Below are 17894 nucleotides of genomic sequence, written 5' to 3'. Positions count from 1 at the left end.
TTTGCAGTGATGACGACGCAAGCCGGGGTGGAAGCGGACGCCTGCGCGGCCACGGCGCCAGCTGCCGCGCGGGCCGGCATGACGCGCCAGGCCTATCTCCGACGCGCGCGTTCGCGAACACTGGCCCTGGCCATTATCGTCGCGGCTGCAGCGTCTGGCTGCCAGTCCAAGAGCGGCGCCTCGGACGTGCTCGATCCGTCGGCGATAGCAACCCCGGCCGACCAGGCGGGTGGCGCGGCCCCCTCCCCGCAGGCAAGCAGTCAGACCTTGGGCAGCGCGACCTCGGGCGGCCCGACCTCGGCCGCGGCCGCCAAGGCCAACCTGACGTTCGGCACCGGGTCTACCAAGGTGACAATGCTGCTGCCGCTTTCCGCCCCGGGGAGCACGGGCGAGAACGGCAGGAAGATGTATGACGGCGCGCGGCTGGCGATGGCCGATCTCGGCGACAAGCTTCTGACGCTGACCATCCAGGACACGCGCGGCGACAGCGGCTACGCCAAGGACCTCGCGGTGAAGGCGATCACGTCGGGCACGGCGAAGGTCGTCATCGGGCCGTCCGAGCTTGCGGCCGCGCAGCATCTTGCCAAGCTCTCCGGCACGAAGCGGCCTCCGGTGCTGGCGCTGGCCGACAATTTCGCCGGCGGCGCCGGCGTCTATTCCGTGCGGCTGAGCGAAGCCGACAGCGCCGCGGCGGGCGCGGCGGCGATCGCCGGCAAGGGCGCCAGGAAGTTCGTGCTGATGGTGCCGGCGGGCGCGGACTCGGGCGCCATCGAATCCCGGGTCGCCAACGCACTCAGCATCTACGGCGCCACACTTGCGGTGACGCTGCCCTATTCGGCGAGGGACGGGGGCGCAAAGGTTGTCTCCGACATGAGCTCGCTGGTGGAGGCACCGGATGCCGTGGTCGTCGCCTGCGGCGACGGCACCCCGACCGCGGTGCTCGCCGCGCTGAAGGCGAAAGGCATTCCGGGCAAGGCCGTGACGCTGATCGGCACCGACCGCTGGCTCGAGCGCCCGATGGATCCGCTCTACGAGGGCGCCTACATCGCGACGCTCGACGAGAGCGAGACCGGCCCGATCGCCGACCGCTTCAAGGCGACCTACAACTACCAGCCGGACGTCAATGTGGCCTATGCCTACGACATGATAGCGCTGAGCGCGGGCATAGCGAGCTCGGCCGGCCCCGACGGCTTCAACAAGAAGGTGCTGGAGAACACGACCGGCTTCCGAGGTTCGACCGGCCTTTTCCGCTTCCGCGCAGACGGCTCCAGCCAAAGGTCGATGCCCTTCTTCAAGGTGGAAAAGGGCCAGCTGAAGCTGGTGGAAAAGCAAACGGCGGGGTTTTAGCCGCAGATCAGCTATCTCGAGAAGTGGCCGCTTGGCGTGCAGGAAAGAACCGCGGTATGAGCATCGGCACTCGCCGGGCATACTCGTCATACTCGGGGAAAGTCTGCCGCAGGATCGCTTCTTCATTTCTGGCGCGGCGATATTGCAATGAGAACTGCAGTAAGCCGAGCGCAATCATCAAAGCCGAAAAGTGCGACAGGATCATCCCAGAAACGAAGACGGCTTCGCAACTGTACAGCGGATGGCGGACAAATGAGTACGGTCCAGTCGTGACTAGGCGACGCGCCGTTGCCATGATCGAGAACGAACGACCGAGCCAATAAAGGCAGAAGATCGAACAAACCGTACCTATAAAGACCAAGCAGAGAGCTATCAGCTGGATGGTTTCGTTCTCCATCGGCGGCGTTAGAAACAGTCCCGCCAATATCAGGAACGCGCCAGCTATCGACGTAAGCCTCGGCTCGATCCCCTTCGCCGTTCCTTTTGGAGGGATGCGGCCAACCGTCATAACCAGCTGCAACGCGAGAAAAGCTGTTGAAGCGACTTGGGTGGTGACGGCTAGAGCGCTTGCGGAGATCTCCTGATTGAAATGATCCAATAGAGGCGCCCCACTAAATATCACTAACACCGTCATGACAATTACAATGGCAATCCGACCAAGAAAATCTTCCGTGAGCAACTTTCCCTCCGAACGAGGCTTAACCAGCCCCTAGGCTCCGCCAACAATCCAACTGATAACCGATGATACGATACGAAACGTCACCGCATCCATCTCAACTGACCCCGGCAAAACCAGCCAGCGAAGATCCATAGGATTGCCGTTGCCAATAGCGAAGCATAGCCATCGACTCCGTAATGCCAAGCAAGGTGAACGGACCCCAGCTGAATCATGACTAAAAAGGCGATCCCAGCCCATCTCAGGAAACCGCCGAAACGCCAAAAATAAATGGCATTTAGCGTTGCCACAGCTACGTGAATTGAGGGAAATGCCGATATCCCACTACCCACCTTCGGGCCGATCGAAGTTGCATTGGCCAGCAGCATCGTCTGCGTCCTGAGCGCCCAGACGGGATAGTGCACGTTAATCGCCTGGAGGTAGTCCACTAAAGGCGCGAAGGTGGCGTCACTATAGAACGAACTAACGAAGACCGGTCCCACCGACGCGAACAATGTTGCAGTTAGGTTTCCCAACACTCCCCATACAAGCAAGAACGCCACCAGATACTGTGCCCTGGCTCTCTCGGTTCCTGTCGAGAAAGCCACGCAGAACAGCACGATGAACATTACGGCAAACCAGCTATTGTAAGCAAAATTCAATATGAATATAGCCGGTCCATTCCCCAATAGCGGGTGCAATGTCTTCCAAGCATCCATGCCGCCATGGATTTTTCGATCGATGGTGATCAACATCGGATCGGCATAGAAGGGCACCATCTTACTGAGACCGTTTTTCACACTGGTGAAAAGCGAGAAGAAGATAGGCAACGCAAGCGCGACCGGCAGGCCGACCGCGAGCCGATCAGGGAAGTCGTTTGCATGGAAACTGTCGACGAGAGCGGGAAACAGACGCTCCGGCTTCTGCAACATGACGCCGACCGACATCACAACAAGCACACCGGTCGAAATGGCAATTCCAAACAAAACGAACAGCATGCCGTAAAGTTCGGGGTCGAGCACAATGTGCCAATGCACTGCGGCTACAAAGACCGCCAACACATAGAAAATAAATACCACGAAGAATGGTTGATTGCTGCGCCAAATTGCCGGATTTCTGCGAACTTCAGTTTCCACTTTCGGCGTCATCGAGGAGGACTTCGCTAGCAGGTTAGTTAGGATCCGCAACGGCGATTTTCAGATCGCTGGACCAGGGCGCGGCGTCAAAATTGCGTAAATCTGAAACGCTATCGTGCAGATCGACGCCATCGAAATCACCACACCAAACGGCACAACGCGCTTGCGATCCAAATGCTCGACATAGAAGCGAAAAGCGCCTTCGGGCAGGAGGAAAGGGTTTTTCACAACCACCGCCATGACTACAGCGAATACGAGCAGGAGCAGCGAAAATACGGTCAGATCACCGCTCCCGATCACGAGTGGCACGACCGCCATCAGCTTGACGTCGCCGGCACCGACCTTGCGCAAAGCCCAGAACGGGAAGAAGACGACGAACAGCAACAATCCGGCAACCGCACTTGAACCCATGCTCCACCACGATCCCGACTGAAGCGATAATAGTTGCAGTGATGCAAGTGCGAGGCACAGCAGCAAGAGTACGTCACGGTTGGATATTTTCTGCGTAGTGAAATCGACCCACGCGACCTTACCAAGCAGCGGAACGGCCAGCGCCTTGAGCAAGAGAGAGACGGCGACGAGTATGCTCATGACCGCTCAGTATTCTGCACGCTAGACGATAGCAGCTTCAGATTGTTAGCCACCGTCGGATCGTTGGGTGCTAGCTCATAGGCCTTGAGGAAATTGGTCCGTGCATTCTGCAGCTTGCCGCGCAGCAAATAGGAGTAGCCGAGATTGTTGTAGTACTCTGGCGTTGCGCCGAGCAGGCGATATGCGCGTCCGTAGGCGAGGTCTGCAAGGTCGAAGCGCCGGATGCGGTCGCAAGAAGCGGCAAGGCCCAGCCAGGCGACCCCATCATTGGGCGCCAACCGAGTGGCCTTGTAGAACAGGGCGCCTGCATTGCCATAATTCTCGGAACGAAACTGGGTCTTAGCTTCGGCAACCGCCTGGTCTGAAGCATAATAGTCCACATCGCTGATCGTCTTCAGCCCGTCGAAGGTGTCACCAAAGGCGGTATAATCGCCTTTGGCTGGCTCGTTGGCGCGAACGACACCACCCGTGGTGTCATTCGTCTGGCAACCTGCAAGGAAGATCAGCAGGAGGCTGGCCGCGAATGCGAGGCGCTTTGGCCGTGTCATTGTGTGTCCCGAGTCCCAGACTCTGTTTTAGAAGATAATCATATGGCGACTTAGAAGAAAATGCCTCTCATGCGAATGATCACCGGCAGCATGATGATCATCAGCACCACAGGGAAGATGCACAACCCCAATGGCACCATCATTTTGACCGGCAGTGAATTGGCGCGCTCTTCCGCCCTGAGGATTCTCTGGCTGCGCATTTCGTCGCTGTAGACACGCAGTGCCCCGGTTAGGCTTGTGCCGAGCTCTTCAGACTGTCGAAACAGCACCGCCAACGCCTTGGCCTCCTCAAGTCCGATGCGATCGGCAAGTTCGCGCAATGCGTCCCGCAGCGGTTTGCCGGCGCGCAGTTGCAGATTCATGATGGCCAGTTGAATGCCTAGCCATTTGTGCGTACCCGCCAGTTCGTTGCTGACACGCTCGACCGCAGCCTCCAGACTCATGCCGGCATCAGCGCAGGTGATCATCATGTCCATGAAATCGGGAAACCCACGCTGATAGATCTGCTTCTGAGCATTCTCAAACCGGTCAAGCATGACGCTCGGAATAACCATGCAGGCGAGGCCGAAGAGAGCAGCAGCCGACAGTGAAATGAAACCGGGCACCTGCGGGGGGATTATCCGAGACAGGACTGTATAGATCAGAAGGAACCCGACGCCGACGGCGCAGATTCGCGCCAGCGTATAGATCAGAGGCGCGCTTGACTGGTAGAAGCCAGCACGAAACAACTTGGCCTCGAGCGCGTTCGGCTCGCGCCGCTCCTTCTCAACGGCGCGAAAATAGGCCTCGATAGGCCGTTGGGCGGAAATCCTGGCGAGTTCCTCTTGTCCGGCAAGTGACCTACGATCAGTAATCCCCTCGGCCATCAGGCTTCGCGTGACCAGCCTTCGTGTCTGCAAGGCCGGCGAAAGAATCAGCGCACCGACCAGGAAAAGCGCCACCGCGGCCATAAAGACTGCGATGGAGATCAGGAAGCTTAAATCCTGTATATTTGAAGACAGGCTGATGGCTTGCTCCCGTCAAAAGTCGAAATTGACCATTCGGTACATGATGTAGTCCCCGAGGAGGGCCCAGACTCCGAAAACCACAAACACAGGGAAGACGACTGGGTTGTGCCAGATCGTCCCGTAGTAAGCCGGTGCGAGTACCTGGAGAATCAAGAACATGACGATCGGGAACAGTGAAATTATCCAGGCCGAAAGCCGGCCTTCGGCCGAAAGCGCCCTTATCTTCATCCTGAGCTTTTGCCGCTCGCGCAGCACCTTAGCCAGGTTGTCGAGTATCTCAGTGAGATTGCCGCCGGTCTTGGATTGAATGGACAACGAGATCGAAAGCAGGTTCAGACCTTCGAAACCGACGCGTTGCGACAGTTTGCGGACCGCGTTTTCGAGACTGAGGCCAAACGTAATCTCATCTGAAACGATGCCGAATTCTGTCCCGAGCGGATCGGGCATCTCTCGTGCAACGAGGCCAATTGCCACCGATGCCGGGTGGCCGGCACGCAAAGAACGAACGATCATGTCAAGCGCGTCAGGTAATTGCCTGGCAAATTTTTGAATGCGCTTGTTGCGGGAACGCCGAAGCACGAGCAACGGCAGACCTACCGCGACAAGAAGAAAAATGAGCAGGGCGAAAGTGATGGAGAAATCGAGAAGCAGTGAGGACGCAAGCGCCAGAACAAGGCCGGCCAGCGCGAACATACCGGCAAAGGCGATAGGACTGCCAGTGATGCCGGACTGGGTATAAAGCCGGTTCAACCCGATTATGCGAAAGATAAAGTCGCCTTTGTCCGTCAAGCCGCGCTCTCGCAACAGACCCTGCAGGGTCTCTGCCGCCGGCGCTTCCTCAGCGAGACGCTTGAGCCTCCGGTTGATCGTGCCAGCCCTGGTGCGTCGACCGGCGTAGGATACATATAGCGACTCGGCCGCCAGGATCACCGCAGCCGCAGCCAAAACGTAGATAAGATAGAGCAACGCCTGCCCTGTTAGCATCAGAGCGCTACCTGAGGGTTGAATGCATCCTTGCCAAAATGCAGGCCAAGGGTTGCTGCCTCCTGGGCAAAACGCGGTCGAATGCCGGTGGCGCGAAATTCGCCGACGATCTGGCCGTCCGCCGCGACATCGCGGCGAACAAAGTGATAGAGTTCCTGCAACTGCACTACGTTGCCTTCCATGCCGGTGAGCTCCGATATCGAAATGACCCGCCGACCGCCATCGGAAAGGCGCTGCGTCTGCACGATGATGTCGATGGCCGAGGCTATCTGTGCCCTAATTGACTCGTGGGTCATCGGCATGCCCGCCATACCGACCATCTGCTCCAGTCGCGAAAGCGCATCACGCGGCGTGTTGGCGTGAATGGTTGTCATCGAGCCTTCATGGCCGGTGTTCATGGCTTGGAGCATGTCGAAGGCCTCCTCGCCGCGCACTTCGCCGACGATGATGCGGTCTGGACGCATGCGCAGCGCGTTTTTGACAAGTTCACGCTGACGAACCTCGCCCTTGCCCTCGACATTGGGCGGACGCGTTTCCAGTCGGCCGACATGCGGCTGCTGCAGTTGCAGTTCCGCCGCGTCCTCGATGGTGATCAGACGTTCCCTGGCAGGGATGTAGCTCGACAGCGCGTTGAGCAAGGTAGTCTTGCCGCTGCCGGTGCCGCCCGAGACCAGGATCGACTTGCGAGACTGCACAGCGATGCGCAAGAGGTCCACCATTGGCGGGCGGATCGAATTGAAGGCGACCAGCCTCTCTAGTGAATAGGGGCGTCTGGAGAATTTGCGGATCGACACCAATGGACCATCGACAGAGATCGGCCGCACAGCAATGTTGACGCGCGAGCCGTCGTCCAGGCGGGCATCGACCATCGGCGCCGATTCGTCGACCCGCCTGCCGATATTGGAGACGATCTTATTGACGACCCGCAGCAGATGCGCCTCGTCGCGGAATCGGATCGAGGTTTCCTCGAGCACGCCGCGACGCTCTATAAAGACGTGGTTGTGAGTGTTGATCAGGATGTCTGCGATCGAATCGTCCTTGAGCAGCGGCTCGATTGGCCCAAGCCCCAGCATTTCGTCAGCGGTATCGCTGGCCAGTTGATCGAGCTCGCGCGAATTCAACGGCACACTTCTACCGCGCACGAACTCGCGCACGATCGGGCGGATCTCGTTGAGTATCTCGTCCTTCGAAGCGTTTTCGAGCGCGGTCAGATTGAAGCGGTCGATAAGGTGGCGGTGGAGATCGACCTTGAGCGAGAGGAAATCGTCACTTTGTTCTTCCGTTTCGATTGCCGGAGCAGACACAGGCCCATTTGGTGTCCCTGGCCCGGAGACCGTCTGCGGCACCCGCTGCTCATTCGGTCCTTTGATGAAGCGACCCAACATGCCGCTCTAGCCCCCTGCCAAATCCCCATGCTCGAAACTAAGCGTTAACCACGAGGGGCACAAGCAGCGAAGTGACTGCAATCGTGTATTACTTGCAACATAGTTAAAAAATCGATCTGCCGGAAATCCTTTTATTTAGCTCGGATATGGTCTGCAGACTAAAGTCTTAGGACTTACGTCGCAGCATCGTCCAATAGCGAATCTAACCCGTTCGATATAAACGTATATGCACAGTACCTAATTAGGTGCACCCAAAGGCGGAGCAGTGGCCGAATTGTGAACAAATGGTTAAGACAGTTTGAAAAGCGAGCCGAATCAAGATCTTGTCCAAAATTAAATTCTTTCGATTCAGGTATTGCAAGGTTAAAGCTCCGTTAATCCGTTTGACACTGCTTTTCCGCACGACCTAGGATTGAACGTGACGGGGGATGCTTGGGTATGGGGTTCATCCTTAGCTCTGTCTCGTCGGGTTCAAACCTCCAAAGGGAGAAATTGGCATGAAGAAGCTCATGACGATGGCCCGGCAGTTCCGCGACGACGATAACGGCGCTGCTATGGTCGAGTACTCGATTCTGATCGGCATCATCGCTGCGGCGTCGATCCTGGTGATCATCGCTATCGGCGGTTGGGTCGGCGGACAGTTCACCGGTCTCTGCGCCTCGCTTAACGGTCACGGCGCTACCGGCCACACGACCTGCGCTGCGGCGACTTGATTCTTGAATTCAGGCCCGGGTCGAACGACCCGGGCCTGAAGCAGCGGGCAAAACGCTCGCATCATGGATAGGGGCTCGGGGTATGCGCGCCAACACACTTATAATGATTGTGCTTGCCGGAGTGTTCGGCATACTGGCGGTTGTGCTTGCTAATATCTGGCTTGCCAATCAGCGCAGCGCCATGGCGCGAACCGGGGACGTTCCGCGCGAAACAGTGGTGGTCGCGGCTGTACCGCTCAAGTTCGGCGACACCCTGAGTACGGAAAAGTTGCGTGAAATACCGTGGCCCGCGGGCGCCGTTCCTGCAGGTTCATTCAAAACCACCAAGGACCTGCTTGCTGGCGACGGCGCTAAACAGGCGTTACAAGCGATCGGCCCCAACGAGCCCATACTTGCCACCAAGATCACCGGTCCTGGTCAGCGAGCAACGCTTTCAGCGGTGCTGACCGAAGGCATGAAAGCGGTTTCCATAAGGGTCAACGACGTGCTCGGCGTGGCGGGCTTCGTTTTTCCCGGGGACCGCGTCGATATATTGCTGACACGAACCCAGCACGACGCCGAGGGAGCGGACAAGAGCTTCGTTGACGTGTTGTTGCAGAGCGTGAAGGTTCTCGCAGTCGATCAGGTTGCGGACGAAAGCAAGGACAACCCGACCGTGGTGAAAGCCGTGACTGTGGAGGTCAGCACCAAGGATGCGCAGAAGCTGACGCTTGCCGCGGGCGCTGGCCAGTTGTCTCTGGCGCTCCGACAAGCCGCAGCTAACAAGGGCGAGACCACCGAACGCATCACACTGTCGGACCTGACCGGCGACACGCCCCAAGATGTCGCCAAACGGCAGGCGGAACTCGACAGACAGAAGGCTGCCGACGCAGCCGCCGCCGCAGACAGAAAGCGCGCTGATGAAAAGATCGATGGATTGGCCCAGGCAGTCGAGCGGGTCGGGAGTCAGATTGACGAACTCAGCAAAGCCAAGCCTGCACCGGTGGTGGCCGCGGCGCAACCATCAGAGATCGTCAAGGAAGCCGTGAAGTATGTGCAACCGGAACCGCCGGCACGCGCGACGGTGGGTGTCTTCCGTGGCGTGAAGCTGGAAACCTATGACGTGCCGCGACAGCGCTAAAAAGCGAGCGGCAAGACGAGGGCGGCCATTTGGCGGCAAGAGGGGAGACTACGGGATGCAGCGGTTTTGGGTAAGGATTGCGGCGGCCGCGCTATCCGTTGTGGCGTTGACGGCGATTTCAGACCATTCGGCCATGGGGGCTGACCGCTTCATCGACGTATCGAACCCATCGCTGCACCGCGTGTTCGTACCCGTTTCTCAATCAACGACGATCACAGTCAACGCGACGCTGGGCGACATCGTGGTTGGCGACGAGAAGATCGCCGACGCGCAGCCGATGACCGACAAGACGCTCTACATCATCGGGAAAGCGGTCGGCACCACGACCGTAAACCTCTTCTCCGACGACAAGCGCTCGCTGGGCGCCATCCAGATCGAGGTCGGCCAGGATGTCGGCGACATGGCGGCCGCGATCCGCCAGGTTGCGCCAAAGGCCCGCATCGAGATCGGCTCTATCAACGGCAAGGTTAGGCTGAGCGGCCATGTCAAGGATGCCGCGACGCTGGCGCAGATCGTCGAGGTGACTCAGCAATATGGCCCTGACGCCATCATCAATGCCGTCACGATCGATGACAGTCAGCAGGTCAATCTGTCAGTTCGCATCCTCGAGGCAAGTCGCAATGCCGGCCGCGATCTTGGCGTGTCCATCAAGAGCACGAATAGCGATGGCACTACCAAAGTTGGGACGGGCATCGCTGCGGTAGATAAGACTGGCACGGTGCTGGGATCAGGCGCCCTGCTGAGCGACCTGCTTTCCAATTCTTCGCCGTTCGGAGCCTTGCTCACCCGTGTCATAGACAGCAACATCAAGCTTGACTTGTACATTGAGGCACTTGAGGCGAAGGGAGTGGTCCGCACTCTTGCGGAACCTAACCTGACAACGGTTTCCGGCGAGACTGCCAGCTTCAACGCTGGCGGCGAAGTTCCTATCCGCACCGTCGGAGCGTTGGGTCAGGTCCAAATCGACTATAAGCAGTTCGGCGTGGCCCTGAACTTCACGCCGGTGGTTCTGGACGACGGGAAGATCCACATGAAGCTGGCGCCGGAAGTCAGCGATGTAACCGACTTCACGCCCGCGGGTGATCCCATCTTCACCAGCCGCAAGCTGCAGACCGTGGTCGACCTGCGCGACGGCCAGAGCTTCGCGGTTGGCGGACTGCTCCAAAGCAAGAACACGCGACTGCAGAATCAGGTGCCATGGCTCGGCCAGGTGCCAATTGTCGGCGCGCTGTTCCGGAATTCGAGCACGCAGAAGAAGGAGACCGAGTTGGTCGTCATCGTCACGCCGCATCTGGTGCGGCCGGTGAAGCCCGGCGAGGAACTGGCGACGCCCTTCGACAAGACGAAGCCCGCCAACGATCCGGAGCTCATGCTGCTCGGCCAGCTTGAGGTCAACAAGGACATGATCCGGAAATATGAGCATGGCGACGGTGTCACCGGCCCTTATGGCCACATGCTGGATGTGAAATCGAAGGACAAGCTGCTCTATGTCAAGAAGTAAGCTCCTGCTCCTCCTTCTCGGCACCAGCCTGCTCGCAGGCTGCGCGGCCGACTATCTGAACAATTACGACACGGTGACGCTGGCTGCGGGCGACTCGCAGAAGGCCAATCAACTGCTGCAGACGGTCGACCCATACAATCCGGCTTCCAACAACACGAAGATCGAAGGCGACGGGGCGCGCTCCGTCGGCGTCGTGCAGAAATACAAGCTCCCGCCGAGCACAACCGCGCCGGCGACGAACATGACAGTCAATGCCGGGCCAGCGAGCGCGACCACCGGAGCGAACTAAAGAGAAGGATGCGGCGTGTCGGGCATGCGAGGAGCCCGGCACGAAAGCCTAAGGGGCAGGGCCATGTTGCGAATTATTCGCGCGTTCTGGCACGATCAGAGAGGTATAGCGCTGATTTTGCTCAGCATCATGCTGCCGGCCATCATCGGCTTTTCGGCGCTTACCATCGACATGAGCCGCGTCAACAATCTCCACAACGACATGCAAAAGGCCACGGACGCCCTGGCACTTGCCGCTGCAGCCGAGTTGAACGGCAGATCGGATGCATGGACCCGAGCCGAGAATGCGCTCTCAAATCTGCTTTCGAACGACACGACATTTTCGGATGCGGGCATCGTAACCTTGCCCGGAACCGGTACAACTACCGTCGACGCGAACTATTCGGCCTGTCGCTCTCGGGGACAAATATCCTGGTGTTTCCTATCCAGCATCCCTGCAAGTGATGCCTCGCTGATTACATCGGCGAACTATGCCGCATCGGCTTCCGTCACCCGGTTCATCATGGTGGAGGCTCAACCGGAGACGTTCTCGACCATCTTCCCTGTCTCCTTCCTTTCTGGAAATGCCACCGACGATCACATCCGTTTCGGAGCAGTTTCGGTTGCGGGTTTCACGTCCGGGGTCTGCAACTATACCCCGGTCTTCATGTGCAACCCGTATGAGATGGTGAATGGTACCAACAGCGCGGGCGGCGTAACCCTCGAACAGGCGGTTGTTGATCCGGCAGTGCATCGACGGCTGATCGAACTTAGGCTGGTGGGAAACAATGCAGCTTATGGGCCAGGTAATTTCGGCTTTCTGGCGCCGCCAGACGGCGTTGGAAATGGCGCTCAGGCGCTGGCGCAGACGATAGCAACTTCGCGGCCCCAAGGCTGCTACTCAGCGCAAGGGGTCAGCACCAAGACCGGCCAGAATAACGGGCCTATTCAGGATGCATTCAATGTCCGCTTCGGCATCAGCGCCAGCGGCAATGCGTTCAACAGCGCCGAGTATGGCCCGGCCACGAATGTGCGTAAGGGCGCGTCCACCGGCGGCAATGGGAATGGCAACGGCAATGGGAACGGGAATAGCAACCAGTGCCCGTCCTACAATCAACTGACTTTCAACGCGACGGGCAACATGGGGCTGCCGCGCGACGCCACCACGCCGTATATGGGCGGCCGAATGGGAGACGGAAATTGGAACCTGTCCGGCTACTGGAGCACCAATTTCGGGTCAACGAGCTACCCTTCATCATGGAACAGCACCAAGCCGACCCGATACCAAGTTTACAGATACGAGATCGCCAACAATTTGGTTGGACACCCCTCGACAGGCGGGGAGGTGGGCACGCCGCCGAGTTCGTGCCAGCCGCCTGTAACCACCGTCGACCGCAGATTGCTATACGGCGCCATTTTGAATTGCAACGCGCTGCAGGCGGCCGGGAACAACCTTAACGGCAACAGCACCAATCTTCCTGTGGAGGCATTCGCCAGCTTCTTCATGACCGAGCCCGTGTCGGGAGCCAATGCGGGCGGCTCCGTGTTCGTCGAACTGGTCGACATCACCGGCCGGGGCGGACAAGGGACGCTCGACAACTTCCTGCGCGATGAAGCGCAGCTCTATCGGTGACGACAGATGGGGAGCATGTTGTCACATCGCCTAAGGCGGTTTTGGCTAGAGCGGCAGGGCACGGTTTTGGTCGAGATGGCACTGATCGTTCCACTGATGGTGTTGTTGTCGGCCGGCGTATTCGAATTTGGGAGGTTTCTCCACGACAAACTGCTCGTAGAAGCCGGTCTCAGTGACGCGGCTCGATTCGCCGCACGCTGCAACGGTCAACTCTACACCGATGCCGGACTCACGATCAACTGCGCTAACGTGGCGGCGAGTATTGCCGTATTCGGCAAGACGAGTTGGACGGCCACGGATACGCCGCGTGTCGACGGCTGGCGAGCGGCCGACGTAACTATAGACAGCAGCACCTGCCAGAACGCGATCGATCCCGGCACCGGCACGGTTCTCTATCTCTCGACCACCTCGCAAGTTTGCGTGGTAACGGCGTCCACCAGTTTCCACTATCAGGACCTGGGCATGCTATCGCTCGTCGGCCTTAGCTCCATAACGATCGCAGGCGCACATCAGGAGCGGTTGATCCGATTTTGATGATGCTGAGGCGCTTCACGGAATCAGAAGATGGAACGACCATGGTCGAGATGGCGATCGCGATGACGCTGCTGCTTACTCTCACCCTCGGTTTCGTCGACTACGGCTACGCACTCTATCAATGGAATGCGGCGACCAAAGCGGTGCAGGCAGGCGCACGGTTGGCTTCTATATCCGACCCGGTCGCTCCGCAGATCTCGACAGCGGGCGCAACCACGATGCCAGGAGCGCCGGTCGTAGCCGGTTCTTACGACTATACTTGCGATGGCGCAACTTCTACCTGCAGTTGCACCGGGGCAAACTGTGTGGCCGGCACTTGGACAGCGGCGAATTTTAACCGGATCTTTCAGGGGGATGCGACCGGCACGGGCACCTGCCCCGCGCTTGCGGCGAACCAGCGGCCGGGCATGTGCCACTTTTACCCCTTCCTGACACCCGCGAACGTCCTAATTCACTATACAGCCTCAGGCCTGGGCTATCAGACGCGCCTAGGCGGCGCTGTGCCGACGATCACCATCAGCCTGCAGAATGTAAACTACCACTTCTTCTTCCTGGGCGGACTGCTCGGGCTCGATGACATGGCCATGCCTTCCATGCTGAGTACTGTAACGGGCGAAGATTTGAAGAGTACCTCACCATGAACGCCATCGACACCAGAGTTCTCCCGACCAAGCGAAAGCAGGTGGCGCTGTTTTCCGGCGATGCGAATTTCAAGCGCGATGTGACCACGCGCCTCGACGCGCTGGCGATCTACGACGTCAAGGTCTCGGACGCGGCGGAATTCCTGAAGGGGCCGCCCGCCGACAGCCGACCCGGAATCATTATCCTCGATCTCGGCAAGGGTGAACTGCTCGCCGATCCGGCGATCATCGACGCGCGCGCGGCCTGGGCTTCGGTGCCGCTGATCGCGATCTCCGACGAGCTCACCTCCGAGCAGACGCGCGTGCTGGTGCGCATGAACGCGTCCGACTGGCTGCACAAGCCGCTCGACGCCAAGGAACTGCTCAACGCCGTCACCTTCCACGACACCGGCAGCCAGGGCACCAAGAGCCGCATCATCACCTTCATCGCGGCCAGCGGCGGCGCCGGCGCCACCACGCTTGCGATCTCGGCGGCGGAGCACCTCGCCTCGAAGTCGGCCGAGCGGGCGGCCGCCACCTGCCTCGTCGACCTCGATTTCCAGAGCGCCAATTGCGGCGCCTATCTCAACCAGTTCAACCAGTTCGACCTTTCCGGCATTATCGGCCAGCCGGACCGGCTCGATGTCGAATTGATGGACGTCATCAAGCTGTCGCGGCCGTCCGGCCTGACGCTCTACTCCTTCGAGCGGCCGCAACTGCCGTTCGAGCCGCACGGTTCCGACTTCGTGTTCAGGCTGCTTGACCTCATCGCCTACCGCTTCGACGACATCGTCATCGACCTGCCCAACATCGAGACGCCGTGGCATGACTCTGTACTGCGAACGAGCGACGAGATCTTCATCGTCTTCGAGCTCAACGTCGCTTCGCTGAGACAAGGCAAGCGGCTCTACAAGAAGATCCGCGAATTGCGGGGCAACAAGGTCAGCATCACGCTGGTGGCCAACAAGCACAAGCGCAAATGGTTCGGGAACCACTTCTCGCGCAGCGAGCTGGAGAAGATCTTCAAGGCGCCGCACATCAAGTCGCTGGCGCTCGACAACGCGCTTTTGGCCGATGCGCTGAACCGCGCGATCCTGCCTTCCGAGGTTGACGGACGCGCGCGCTTCAACAAGGAACTGAAACGCATGTTCAAGGAGCGGCTGGACAATGCCCAGCGCTAGAGCAATTCCAGGAAAAGTGCGAAGCGGTTTTCCGTCCGGAATTGCGGCAAAGCAAGTGCTTCGCATAGCCAGGCGTCTTGCGGCTGCCGGCCTGGTCGGCATCGCGCTGGCATCGGCTTGCGATGTGGCAATGGCCCGATCGAGCCTGCCGCCGCTACCCGCCATGGGCCCCAGCCTGCGGAAGGCGGTGGCCTTCCAGACCGGCGAGCAGCCGGGCACGATCGTGATCCGCAAGAACGAGAAGGCGCTCTATCTGGTGACGGGCCAGGGCCAGGCGCTGCGCTACCAGATCAGCGTCGGCCGCGACGGCTTCGGCTGGACCGGAACGGTCAAGGTCGCCTCCAAGACCGAGTGGCCGGAATGGCGTCCGCCCAAGGAAATGCGCGCACGCCAGCCGGAGCTGCCGGCGATGGTGCCGGCCGGTCCCTACAATCCGCTCGGCGCGAGGGCGCTTTATCTTTCACGCGACGGGCGCGACACTCTCTATCGCATCCATGGCACGAACGACCCAAAGGGTGTCGGGTTCGACGGCACGTCCGGATGCTTCCGGCTGACGAACACCGATGTGATCGATCTCTTCAAGCGCGTCGCGGTGGGCGCAAAGGTGGTGGTTGAATGACGATGATCAGCGAGCCGGACGTCCCGGCAATCGAACTCGGCCACAAGGAAGCCGCGCCGGGAACACCCAGCCGGGCCAAGATGATCAGCGTCCTCGCTGTCGGCGCGGTGCTTGTCACCTTCGTCAACGTGACGGCCGCGGTATATCTCTATCGGGGCGTCAATGACCTCAAGACCGTGGAGGCCCGGCTGGAGCAGCTTGGCCAGTTCGAGCAGCGGATCGGCGCCCGAATCGACACCGTCAACAACGGGTTCCAGAGCCGGTTCGAGACGCTCGACCGCCAGTTGCAGGCGAATTTCGGCCGCATCAACGGCGATATCGCCAAGCTGGAGCAAGGCCAACCCGTCGCGGCCAGCGAGCAGGCGCCTGGCGCGCGCGAGCCGACAGTGCTCGACAATATCAGGGTGGCTGACGCATCCGCGGCCGACGACAGCGGCGCCGACTCAGCCGACGCGCGGCGCTCGTTCAACAGGAAGGCTGCGCCTCCCGGCCCGAACCCGTCCTATCAGCGCATCCAGCAGCCCGACGGCAAGGTCTATTACAAGAAGATCAACTGAGCGCGAGCTGTCGCTGCCGCCTGAGCCGACGGCTACAGATCGCGCTGCAGCGAGAGCATGCGGACCGCGCGGGCTTCGGCGCGCAGCTTTGCCTCTCGCAGGAAAGCGACGTGGCAATAGGTGCAGGCCGCGAGACCGAGGCACAGCACAACGCAATTCTCAATGCTGAAATCGAGCATAAACGAGAAGTGCAAGCCGTTCGGTATGGTGAAGGCGGCAATGATGCTCGCCGTTTCCGCACTGCTGCTCAGCGCCATCATCTTGCCGGCAAAGATCAGCGCGGCATGATTGGCGAGGAAAAACCCCGCGGATTTTTTTGCCTGGCAGATCATCCAGCAGGCGCCTGCCGCAAAGACGATGACGGCTGCATCGAGGGCCATCGACCCGCCGAGATAGAGGTGCGCCTGCTGCCAGAACATGGTCGAGAACGGGCGCAGCTCGAGCCAGGCATGCCACACGGCAGGGCTCGCCGGGTACAAGCCGAGAAGTAGCGCCGCCATTCGCTCCGCCGCCAGCAGAAGCAGCATCAGGGCCGGAAAGGCAAAAAGCAGGATCGGCTTGCGCGTCATGTCATCCCCTCGACATCCGATGGCCGATCCTAGGCCGCATTGGTTGCCTGAGGCTTAACGCAACGCCTTGCTTTTCAAGGAATGTCGCTCATGTCTAATGTATGACCCGGTTCAACGGGGATGGCGCCGTGCCGACAGGAGCTAACTGGCTGGACGCGGACAGTAACAGCCGTCGCGATCCCGCGGAGGCCCGAGCGTGAGCCTGGCGAACCCCGCCGGCCGGCCGTTGGTGGCGTGCACGCTCGGCCGCCTCGGGCTGATTGCAGGCATACTGCTGATCGCCGAGGGCGGGCGCCGGCTGCCGCCCGACCCGTCTTCGCTCAAGCCGGTTCGCAACGCCGTCGACCTTGGACCGACCTCCCAGCCTTCGCCTCGTAACACGCGGCCGGGCGAGCCGGCGCGCAGGATCGCCGAGCATCTGATCGCGCCGCCGCCTCTGGACCCATCCGGGATCGAGCGCATCGAGCCGCGTGCCCCGCTCGGCGAACTCGGGCTCGCACCGCGCCCGAAGACGCCGATGCCGCGGGATTGGCGCGAGACGCTGCTCTTCCAGCCGGTTGCGACCTCCTCGACGGTCTTCGAAGCCATGGGGCGCACGGTGGCTATCAGCGGGACGGTGGACATAGATCCCAACCAGACCTGCAGGTTCGGCGAGACGCGGTGGCCCTGCGGCCAGCGCGCGCGAGCCGCCTTCAACGCCTGGCTGCGCGGCCGGGCGCTCAAATGCCTGCTGCCGCCGGACGCAGACCGCTTCGCCATCGCCGCGCCATGCACGCTCGGCAAGCAGGATGTCGGCGCCTGGCTGGTTTCGAACGGCTGGGCCACGGCTGCTCGGACCGGCATCTACGGCAAGGCCGAAGCTGTGGCGAGAGACGCCAGGATGGGCATTTTCGGCCCGCCGCAATAGCGCAATCGCTGGAAGCCCGT

20 protein-coding genes are annotated in these 17894 nt (G+C 60.1%); 12 read left to right on the top strand and 8 right to left on the bottom strand.

Features of this window, described 5'->3' with window-relative positions:
- Positions 1–9 precede the first annotated feature (9 nt).
- Positions 10–1347, top strand: coding sequence for a type 1 periplasmic-binding domain-containing protein (locus tag ACR64R_RS27915; protein ID WP_487359443.1), 1338 nt, complete (start codon positions 10–12; stop codon positions 1345–1347).
- 7 nt (positions 1348–1354) lie between these two features.
- Here the strand turns inward: ACR64R_RS27915 and ACR64R_RS27910 are convergent, their stop codons facing one another.
- The 7 genes from ACR64R_RS27910 to ACR64R_RS27880 form a co-directional block, all read right to left on the bottom strand.
- On the bottom strand, positions 1355–2026 hold the full coding sequence (locus ACR64R_RS27910; RefSeq protein ID WP_487359442.1) for a methyltransferase family protein: 672 nt from the start codon (positions 2024–2026) through the stop codon (positions 1355–1357).
- A gap of 80 nt (positions 2027–2106) precedes the next feature.
- On the bottom strand, positions 2107–3150 hold the full coding sequence (locus ACR64R_RS27905; protein WP_487359441.1) for a phosphatase PAP2 family protein: 1044 nt from the start codon (positions 3148–3150) through the stop codon (positions 2107–2109).
- 48 nt (positions 3151–3198) lie between these two features.
- A complete protein-coding gene (locus ACR64R_RS27900; RefSeq protein ID WP_487359440.1) occupies positions 3199–3729 on the bottom strand; it encodes a prepilin peptidase in 531 nt (176 codons plus the stop codon).
- The gene (locus ACR64R_RS27895; RefSeq protein WP_487359439.1) at positions 3726–4277 is read right to left on the bottom strand and encodes a tetratricopeptide repeat protein; all 552 of its coding nucleotides are present in this window, start codon (positions 4275–4277) and stop codon (positions 3726–3728) included. Before ACR64R_RS27895 ends, ACR64R_RS27900 begins: the two co-directional genes overlap by 4 nt.
- A 50-nt stretch (positions 4278–4327) precedes the next feature.
- A complete protein-coding gene (locus ACR64R_RS27890) occupies positions 4328–5227 on the bottom strand; it encodes a type II secretion system F family protein (protein WP_487359438.1) in 900 nt (299 codons plus the stop codon).
- Between the two features lie 69 nt (positions 5228–5296).
- On the bottom strand, positions 5297–6268 hold the full coding sequence (locus tag ACR64R_RS27885; RefSeq protein WP_487359437.1) for a type II secretion system F family protein: 972 nt from the start codon (positions 6266–6268) through the stop codon (positions 5297–5299).
- The gene (locus ACR64R_RS27880) at positions 6268–7653 is read right to left on the bottom strand and encodes a TadA family conjugal transfer-associated ATPase (protein ID WP_487359436.1); all 1386 of its coding nucleotides are present in this window, start codon (positions 7651–7653) and stop codon (positions 6268–6270) included. Before ACR64R_RS27880 ends, ACR64R_RS27885 begins: the two co-directional genes overlap by 1 nt.
- A gap of 497 nt (positions 7654–8150) precedes the next feature.
- Between ACR64R_RS27880 and ACR64R_RS27875 the strand changes: the two genes are divergently transcribed.
- The 10 genes from ACR64R_RS27875 to ACR64R_RS27830 all read left to right on the top strand — a co-directional run bounded on the left by ACR64R_RS27875 (position 8151) and on the right by ACR64R_RS27830 (position 16398).
- Positions 8151–8366, top strand: a complete 216-nt coding sequence (locus ACR64R_RS27875) for a Flp family type IVb pilin (protein WP_487359435.1) — start codon at positions 8151–8153, stop codon at positions 8364–8366.
- An 82-nt stretch (positions 8367–8448) separates the two neighbouring features.
- Positions 8449–9486, top strand: a complete 1038-nt coding sequence (gene cpaB, locus ACR64R_RS27870; RefSeq protein WP_487359434.1) for a Flp pilus assembly protein CpaB — start codon at positions 8449–8451, stop codon at positions 9484–9486.
- Positions 9464–10987 carry a type II and III secretion system protein family protein gene (locus ACR64R_RS27865; RefSeq protein ID WP_487359433.1) on the top strand — a complete coding sequence of 508 codons (1524 nt, stop codon included), beginning with the start codon at positions 9464–9466 and terminating at the stop codon, positions 10985–10987. Before cpaB ends, ACR64R_RS27865 begins: the two co-directional genes overlap by 23 nt.
- A complete protein-coding gene (locus tag ACR64R_RS27860; protein WP_487359432.1) occupies positions 10974–11276 on the top strand; it encodes a hypothetical protein in 303 nt (100 codons plus the stop codon). Before ACR64R_RS27865 ends, ACR64R_RS27860 begins: the two co-directional genes overlap by 14 nt.
- Before the next feature lie 63 nt (positions 11277–11339).
- Positions 11340–12887 (top strand): TadE/TadG family type IV pilus assembly protein, encoded by a 1548-nt coding sequence (locus tag ACR64R_RS27855; RefSeq protein WP_487359431.1) that lies wholly within the window; start codon positions 11340–11342, stop codon positions 12885–12887.
- Positions 12888–12893: 6 nt separating this feature from the next.
- A complete protein-coding gene (locus ACR64R_RS27850; protein ID WP_487359430.1) occupies positions 12894–13421 on the top strand; it encodes a TadE/TadG family type IV pilus assembly protein in 528 nt (175 codons plus the stop codon).
- 2 nt (positions 13422–13423) lie between these two features.
- A complete protein-coding gene (locus ACR64R_RS27845; protein ID WP_487362564.1) occupies positions 13424–14062 on the top strand; it encodes a TadE/TadG family type IV pilus assembly protein in 639 nt (212 codons plus the stop codon).
- Positions 14059–15222, top strand: a complete 1164-nt coding sequence (locus ACR64R_RS27840; RefSeq protein ID WP_487359429.1) for a CpaE/TadZ family protein — start codon at positions 14059–14061, stop codon at positions 15220–15222. The genes ACR64R_RS27845 and ACR64R_RS27840 overlap by 4 nt, the downstream gene beginning before the upstream one ends.
- Before the next feature lie 55 nt (positions 15223–15277).
- Positions 15278–15841: a L,D-transpeptidase gene (locus tag ACR64R_RS27835; RefSeq protein WP_487359428.1), complete on the top strand. Its 564-nt coding sequence runs from the start codon at positions 15278–15280 to the stop codon at positions 15839–15841.
- Positions 15838–16398, top strand: coding sequence for a hypothetical protein (locus tag ACR64R_RS27830; RefSeq protein ID WP_487359427.1), 561 nt, complete (start codon positions 15838–15840; stop codon positions 16396–16398). Before ACR64R_RS27835 ends, ACR64R_RS27830 begins: the two co-directional genes overlap by 4 nt.
- Before the next feature lie 32 nt (positions 16399–16430).
- Here ACR64R_RS27830 and ACR64R_RS27825 read toward each other — a convergent pair whose 3' ends face one another.
- Positions 16431–16967 carry a hypothetical protein gene (locus ACR64R_RS27825; RefSeq protein ID WP_487359426.1) on the bottom strand — a complete coding sequence of 179 codons (537 nt, stop codon included), beginning with the start codon at positions 16965–16967 and terminating at the stop codon, positions 16431–16433.
- A gap of 196 nt (positions 16968–17163) precedes the next feature.
- Here ACR64R_RS27825 and ACR64R_RS27820 point away from each other — a divergent pair, with 196 nt between their 5' ends.
- Positions 17164–17874: a thermonuclease family protein gene (locus ACR64R_RS27820; RefSeq protein ID WP_487359425.1), complete on the top strand. Its 711-nt coding sequence runs from the start codon at positions 17164–17166 to the stop codon at positions 17872–17874.
- Positions 17875–17894: the final 20 nt, after the last annotated feature.

It is taken from the genome of Mesorhizobium sp. MC2-1-1 (genome assembly GCF_057597255.1).
The sequence above is the reverse complement of the archived record's forward strand: the minus strand, read 5'-3'. Positions and strand labels throughout refer to the sequence as shown.